Annotated in this window: 2 protein-coding genes; both read left to right on the top strand. The window is 45.5% G+C overall.

The genetic code is table 11. The features are described 5' to 3' along the window. The coding region (locus tag R7O13_RS24665) for a hypothetical protein (protein ID WP_318304909.1) at positions 1-363 on the top strand (363 nt) is incomplete at its 5' end. 102 nt (positions 364-465) lie between these two features. Then, positions 466-1,022: bifunctional DNA-formamidopyrimidine glycosylase/DNA-(apurinic or apyrimidinic site) lyase (gene mutM, locus R7O13_RS24660; RefSeq protein ID WP_318304908.1), on the top strand; the 557-nt coding region annotated here is incomplete at its 3' end.

Genomic DNA, 1,022 nt, shown 5'->3' with positions numbered 1-1,022 from the left:
GAACAAGCGGATCCGTATCCAAACGTGTTACGTTCAGATCAAGATGTCAGTGCTATTTACTATGCTGGTTGGGAATTAGACAAGCGAAATGGACAGTGGCAATCCAACATTAAAGCCAATATCCCCATACAAGAAATAGTGACTCGCTGGCAATCACTCGAAGGTACAGAACTGAACTCTCAGCAGTATGAACAGTTAAAGCCTAGCCTTTCATCGCCGGAAAGCATCGAAGTCTGGTATCAAGGCGTCGAAGAACCGCAGCGAATTACTCTTTATCGTCTTCATGATTTTTGGTTGTTCAAGAATTGGCAAAACAAGTGGATCGCGATTTCTGTTGAGAGCAATTACATCATGCCTAAGTGAGAGGTGGTCAATAACCTCGTAGGTAAGCAGTGTTTACGCTTGTACTTTTCGATTATGCTAACTGCCTTTCAGTAAGGCTTTGAGTGTTCTAAGGAGAAATAAATGCCTGAACTACCAGAAGTTGAAGTAAGCCGGATGGGTATTAGTCCACATATGGTTGGACAAACGATTAAGGCATTTGTTTTTCGCACACCCAAACTGCGCTGGGATATCCCGCAAGAGCTGAAATTGCTTGAAGGGCAAGTGATTCGAGCCATTCATCGTCGCGCAAAGTATTTGCTCATAGAAACGGATGCAGGGACTGCCATTGTGCACCTTGGAATGTCAGGCTCGTTACGTGTGTTGGATGCTGATTTTCCTGCGGCTAAGCACGATCATGTCGATCTCAAACTTACAAATGGTAAAGTGCTGCGTTATAACGACCCTCGACGCTTTGGTGCTTGGCTATGGTGCGCTCCTGGTGAGTCCCATGCGGTACTTGATCATATGGGACCAGAGCCTCTAACTGATGCGTTTAATAGCGAGTACATTGCTGATAAAGCGCAAGGTAAGCGTGTCGCGGTAAAGCAGTTCATCATGGACAACAAAGTCGTGGTCGGTGTGGGGAATATTTACGCCAATGAATCTCTATTTAACTCGCGTATTCTCCCAACCCGACA

The organism is Vibrio sp. Y176, assembly GCF_033438945.1.
Note: the sequence above shows the minus strand (reverse complement) of the source record. Positions and strands in the feature narration are given on the sequence as shown.